This is a genomic window from Mesorhizobium sp. M4A.F.Ca.ET.050.02.1.1 (assembly GCF_003997725.1).
Classification (GTDB): Bacteria; Pseudomonadota; Alphaproteobacteria; order Rhizobiales; family Rhizobiaceae; genus Mesorhizobium.
Window position 1 is genome coordinate 1 of the sequence record NZ_RZSG01000351.1, and the last position, 6,002, is coordinate 6,002.

Below are 6,002 nucleotides of genomic sequence, written 5' to 3' on the forward strand. Positions count from 1 at the left end.
ACCCGATGAACGCACCATGCGCGAGGTGAGCGCCGTGACGGTGGCGAGGATGTTTTTCACGCGATGCTGCAATTCGTGCAGCAGCCGCTCCTGGTTGCGCTCGGCATCCTTGTGGCTGGATATGTCGATGACGGCGGCGATCGCGCCGCGCACATTGCCGAATTCGTCGAACAGCGGGTTGGCCGACATCGTCACGTCGACGTTGTCGCCATTGGCGCGCGCGATCCGCGCTTCAAAACCGGGAATGGCCTTGCCTGTCCGCATCACCTTCAGCAAGGGTTGATCGGCGGCGCCCACCGCGCTGCCGTTCATCATCAGCGGCAGGACGGCGGGCATGGAACTGAGCTTGTCGTCTGTGGCGGGCCGGCCTGCGAGCTCCACCGCATGGCGATTGGCGCGGATCTCCTCGCCATTGCCGTCCTCGGCGATGAAAATGCCGACCGGCACGAGATCGAGGAGGGTCTCCAGGCTGTCGACACGATTGCGCAGGTCATGCGAGAGCGCGCCGATCTTCTCCTCCGCCTGCGCTATCTGCGTGACATCGACAAAAGTGACGACCACGCCGGCGATGACATTGTCAACGGTGCGGTAGGGCAGCACACGCATGATGTAGCGCCGACTGCCTTCGGCACCCTCGATCTGACGCTCGATGGTGCCCAAACGCCGCAGAACCTGCTCGATATCGGCCTGCAGGCCGTCGGCGGCAAAGCGTGGGCGCACATGCGCAAGCGGCCGGCCTACGTCGCTTTCGACCAGCCTGAACAGATCCCGCGCCGTTGGCGTGAAACTCTTGATGCAGAGGTCGCGGTCGAGGAACACGGTCGCGATCTGCGTGCTCTCCAGAAGATTGGCCATGTCGTTGTTGGCGCGGCTGAGCTCGTCGACGCGGATGTTGAGCTCGGCGTTGACGGTCTGCAGTTCCTCGTTGATCGACTGCAGCTCTTCCTTCGAGGTTTCCAGCTCCTCGTTGGACGACTGCAGCTCCTCATTGATGGAAGACAGCTCCTCGTTGGAGGACTTCAGCTCCTCATTGGAGGATTCAAGCTCCTCCGTCGTGATCTGCAGGCGCTCCTTGGTTTCCCGGAGCTCCTTTTCGAGTTGGCTGACATTGGCGCTTTCGACGTCGTCGGTGGTGTGGACGGGCTCGCTTTCGGGCTCCGGCTTGATGCCACCGACATCGCGGAACACCAGCATGTAGAGCGGGTCCGAGCCGGCCTCGGCCGGCAGCGGCTGCACGACGAGGCTGATCACCTGGCGGCCGCCATTGGTGCCGATGTTGATCTTGTTCTGGATCGCCACCTGGCCGGTGCTGACCGCCTTGTGCAACGCCGCCCTCAAGTCCATCCGCAGCCCGCGCCGCGCCATGGAAAAGACGTTGGAGTCCGGAGCGCCGGCGGCAAGCTCCAGATATTTTCCCGTGCCGCCCGAAATGTGGATGAGTTCGCCGGCAGCGTTGATCACCACATAGGCGGGCGAATAGCGGTCGAGCAGCAGCCGTTCGGCGCTTTCCTGCAGGGTTCCGGTCGTCGCTCGCTGGCGCACATGCGGGGCCTGCCGGGCCGCGGCGGCGAGCGGGAATTCAGGCAGCCGCTGCGCCGTGATGCCGGCACGCTTCTGGAACAGGCGACTGGGCTTGTCGATCGTCGAAAACAGCCGCCCGTGACGGGTGACGTTCTCGGAGGATCCGAGGAACAGGTAGCCATTGTTGCGCAGGGCGTAGTGGAAGATCGGCACGATCTTCTCCTGCAACTCCGGACCCATATAGATCAGCAGGTTGCGGCAGGCGATCAGGTCGAGCTTGGAAAAGGGCGGGTCGCGCAGCAGGTTGTGCGACGAAAACAGGCAGACCTCGCGAAGCTCGGACGCGACACGGTAGGTACCGTCCTCGCGGGAGAAGAATTCTTTCAGCCGCTTCGGCGTGATGTCGGTCGCGATGGTTGCCGGATAGCGCCCGGCGCGGGCAACTTCCAGAGCGCGCTCGTCGATATCGGTGGCGAAGATCTGTAGGTTGGGCGAAGCGGCACCGCGCGGCGCGTTCTCCCTGAGCAGCATGGCAATCGAATAGGCTTCCTCGCCGGTGGCGCAGCCCGGCACCCAGACCCTGATCGTCTCGTCCGGCTTGCGTCCCTCGAAAAGCCTGGGGATGACAAGGCGCTCCAGCGCATCGAACGCATGCGGATCGCGAAAGAAGCTGGTCACGCCGATGAGGAGGTCCTGGAACAGGAGATCCACCTGCTGCGGCTCCTCGCGCAGCCTTTCGTAGAAGGCAGCCGGATCGTCGATCTGCAGCACCTGCATGCGGCGCTGGATGCGCCGCAGGATCGTGTTGTCCTTGTAGCCGCTGAAATCATGACCGGTGCGCATGCGAAGCAAGGCGGCGATCCGCGAAAGCTGCTCGGCGACGTCGCGCTTGTGGTGGTCGCGCTCGCTGTCGATGCGGCTGGGGTGGCGGAAATAGCTGACCAGCTTCTCGGCCATGTCCTCGGCCGGAACCACCATGTCGACGAGCCCGCTCTGGACGGCGCTGCGCATCATGCCGTCATACTCGGCGCTTTCCTGCGCGAGCGTGAGCCCGCCGCGCTCCTTGATCGCCCGCAGCCCGATCGTGCCGTCGCTGCCCGTCCCGGAAAGGATGATGCCGGCCGCGTTTTCCACCTGCTCCTGCGCAAGCGAGGTGAAGAAGTCGTCGATCGGCGTTCGCCTGGCGCGCGTGGTCGCCATTCTGGCGACGTGGAAACGACGGTTTTCGACTGTCACCGAGACCCCCGGCGGGATCACGTAGATCTTGTCCGGCTCGATCTCTATACCCTCGGCCGCGGTGTGCGTCTCGATCGAGGTGCAACGCTGGATGATGCTTGCCAGCACGCTCTCATGCTCGGCGTCCAGATGCTGGATCACCACATAGGCAAAACCGCTGTCGGCCGGAACTTCCGGAAAGAATTTCTGCAGTGCCCCGATGCCACCCGCCGACGCGCCTATGCCGATGATGGGAAAGGACCCATCGGCAGGCGCTCTCGTGCCATCGTCTTGGCTAGCCCGCTTTTTCCTTCCTGCTGCCTTCTTCGGTGATTGCGCCATCGTCCGTTACCTGCGTTCGCCTGCTTTCCAGGATGCGCTCGATCACCCTGGCGTCCGCCTCGTATTCCTTGGCTCTTTTGTCCCACTGCGTGGCGAACTGTGAGCGACCCTTCGTCTTTTCTCGCTCGGCCATGCGCCGGGTGAATTCGGCACGCTGCTGATGCGAGCGCAGCAGGCTCCACAATATCTCGTCCGCCTCGACCGCCTGGGCCTCCATCATCGCGTCGGCGGTGAAGGCATGCCCGGTATGGCACCGATAGCGCAGCATGTCACCGTCTTCGATCTCCCACAGGGGCCCGTGGCATTCCGGACATGTAAACACCGACAATTCGCCGAGTCGATCTTCTTTCTTCATGGTCGAATGCTCCTGCGCGGCGACCGCCGCCTCCAGCCTGACACTGGACGGGGCGGGCAAGGTTTTGCCAGCCGGCTCGGCTGCCAGCCTTGCCAGCAAGCCACCCAGCTGCGCGGCGGGCAGACAATGGTCGACATCGACATGATGCAGCGCGCTTCGCACCATAGCCGGCACCAGCGTGTCGCTCGGGTGCTGGACGACGGCCAGCCCGCCGACCGCCTTGATGGCCCTGAGGCCCGCCGTGCCATCGGAAAGGGAGCCTGACAACAGCACGCCGATGACACTGGCGCCGTAGCTCAGCGCGGCCGACCGGAAAAGCGGGTCGATGGCCGGCCGAGCCAGATTTTCGCGCGGTCCGCGTCTCAGCATCATGTGGTCGCCATGCAGCAGAAGGTGGAAGCCCGGGGGAGCCACATAGACATTGCCGGTCTTGAAGGTCGCGCCGTTCCTGGCGACCGAGGTCTTCAGCCGGGCGGCGCGATCAAGGATTTCCGCCAGATAGCTGACCTGGCCGACATGCAGCACGACGAACACGGCTGCCGGCAGATCGGCGGGCAGGTCGCTGACGATCAGCTTCAGCGGTTCCACCCCACCGGCGGAGGCGCCGATTACGATGACGAAGCGGTTGAGCGCGGCAGGCGTCGCCCTGCGTGTCTCATCGTCGTCTGCGGCTGCGACTGGTTCTCGCACTTCGGCCATTGCACCATACCAGCGTCACGGAACGCGCTCCCCCTCGGCCTCAAATCAACAATGGGCGAAGGGAAACTATGTTCCACGGCAATCCCCCTGCCGCCACAAGCAAGAGGGATGGCGGTAAGCACAATTCCAGGAAAAGTGCGTACCGGCTTTCCGTCCGGAATTGCGTAAAAACAAATACTTAGAGCGAGGTCAGCGATTCCATGAAACACTGAGCCGCACTAGCCGCGCGGCTCGGCGAGGCTAAAATGCCGCTCTACTCCGTCTTCTCGTCCAGCAGCCCCGAGACGAAGTCGAACAGGCCGGGGCGGCGATCGCGGCGCAGGCGCTCGGCGGTGACGATGCCGCGCACCTCGGCGAAGGCGCGGTCGAGATCGTCGTTGACGATGACGAAATCGTATTCCTTCCAGTGCTCGATCTCGAGGCGGGCGTTCTTCAGCCTGGTTTCTATCACCTGCTCCTGGTCCTCGGCGCGGCGCTTCAGCCGCGCCTTCAATTCCTTCATAGACGGCGGCAGGATGAAGATCGAGACGATGTCGGCGCGCATCTTCTCCTTGAGCTGCTGGGCGCCCTGCCAGTCGATGTCGAACAGCATGTCGCGTCCCTGCGCCAGCGCCAGTTCCGCCGGCTCGCGCGGCGTGGCGTAGCAGTTGCCGTGCACCTCGGCCCATTCGAGCAGGGCGTCGGAATCGCGCAGCCGCTCGAACTCGCGCATGGTGCGGAAGTGATAGTGTACGCCTTCGATCTCCGAGCCGCGGCGCGGCCTGGTGGTGACGGAAACCGACAGCTCCAGGCTGGTATCTTTTTCCAGGAGGTTGCGCGCGATCGTCGACTTGCCGGCGCCGGATGGCGACGACAGGACCAGCATCAGACCGCGGCGGCGGATGCGGGCCCCCAGATCCCTGGCAACCATCGGCTCCTTGGCAACCATCCGGGTCACTCCAGATTCTGAACCTGTTCACGAAACTGATCGACGACCGCCTTCAGTTCCAACCCGATGGCGGTGACCGCAGCGGCATTCGACTTCGAGCACAGCGTATTCGATTCGCGGTTGAATTCCTGCGCCAGAAAATCGAGCTTGCGGCCGATGGCGCCGCCATTGGCAAGCAGCACACGCGCGGAAGCGACATGCGTCTTCAGCCGGTCGATCTCCTCGCGAATGTCGGCCTTGGTGGCGAGGAAGGCCGCTTCCTGGTGCAGGCGGCTGGCGTCGAGATTGGCCGATGCGTCCATCAACAGGCGGACCTGCTCGGCGATGCGGTCGCGGATCGCCGCCGGCTCGCGCGACGGATCGGCCTCGGCCTTCAGCGTCAGCGCCTCGATGGCGTCGATGTGGCCGGCAAGCAGCAAACGCAGCGCGGCGCCCTCGCCCTGGCGCGCCATTTCCAGCCCGGTCAGCACCGTTTCGAGCGACGCAAGAATAGCGCCGTCGAGCGCCGCCCGCGCCTCCTCGGTTTCGATGGTCTCGGGAATGTCGAGCACGCCACGTAGCGCAAGCAGCCCGTCGGCGGTGGCGGGAGCAACACCAAACTGTTCCTGCAGGCGCTTGGCAAGCCCGGCCAGATCCTTGAGGAAGGCCTCGTTGACCACCGGCTGCACCTGATGGCCGGCAGCGCGGCCGACCGTCAGCGTCGCCTGGAAATTGCCGCGCGAAAAACGCTTCTGGATCGTCTGCCGAACGGCCGGCTCCAGCCGCTCGAAGCCTTGCGGCAGCCGCAATCTGACTTCGATGCTCTTGCCGTTGACCGACTTCACCTCCCAGGCGATCGAATTGCCGTCATATTCGGCGACCGCCCGTGCAAAACCGGTCATGCTTTGCAGATTCATGATGCCCTTGCGCCCCCTTGCGCGCGGCCGCGGATGACCGCGCAAC

At 64.2% G+C, this 6,002-nt stretch carries 4 protein-coding genes; all 4 read right to left on the minus strand.

From position 1 onward, the window contains the following. The coding region (locus EOA33_RS21125) for a CheR family methyltransferase (protein WP_127406480.1) at positions 1 to 3,078 on the minus strand (3,078 nt) is incomplete at its 3' end. After that, positions 3,032 to 4,132 (minus strand): chemotaxis protein CheB, encoded by a 1,101-nt coding sequence (locus EOA33_RS21130; RefSeq protein ID WP_126055648.1) that lies wholly within the window; start codon positions 4,130 to 4,132, stop codon positions 3,032 to 3,034. The genes EOA33_RS21125 and EOA33_RS21130, both read right to left, overlap by 47 nt. A gap of 253 nt (positions 4,133 to 4,385) precedes the next feature. After that, positions 4,386 to 5,060: a guanylate kinase gene (gmk, locus tag EOA33_RS21135; protein WP_245455532.1), complete on the minus strand. Its 675-nt coding sequence runs from the start codon at positions 5,058 to 5,060 to the stop codon at positions 4,386 to 4,388. Positions 5,061 to 5,065: 5 nt separating this feature from the next. Further along, positions 5,066 to 5,956, minus strand: coding sequence for a YicC/YloC family endoribonuclease (locus EOA33_RS21140; RefSeq protein WP_127399753.1), 891 nt, complete (start codon positions 5,954 to 5,956; stop codon positions 5,066 to 5,068). Positions 5,957 to 6,002 lie beyond the last annotated feature (46 nt).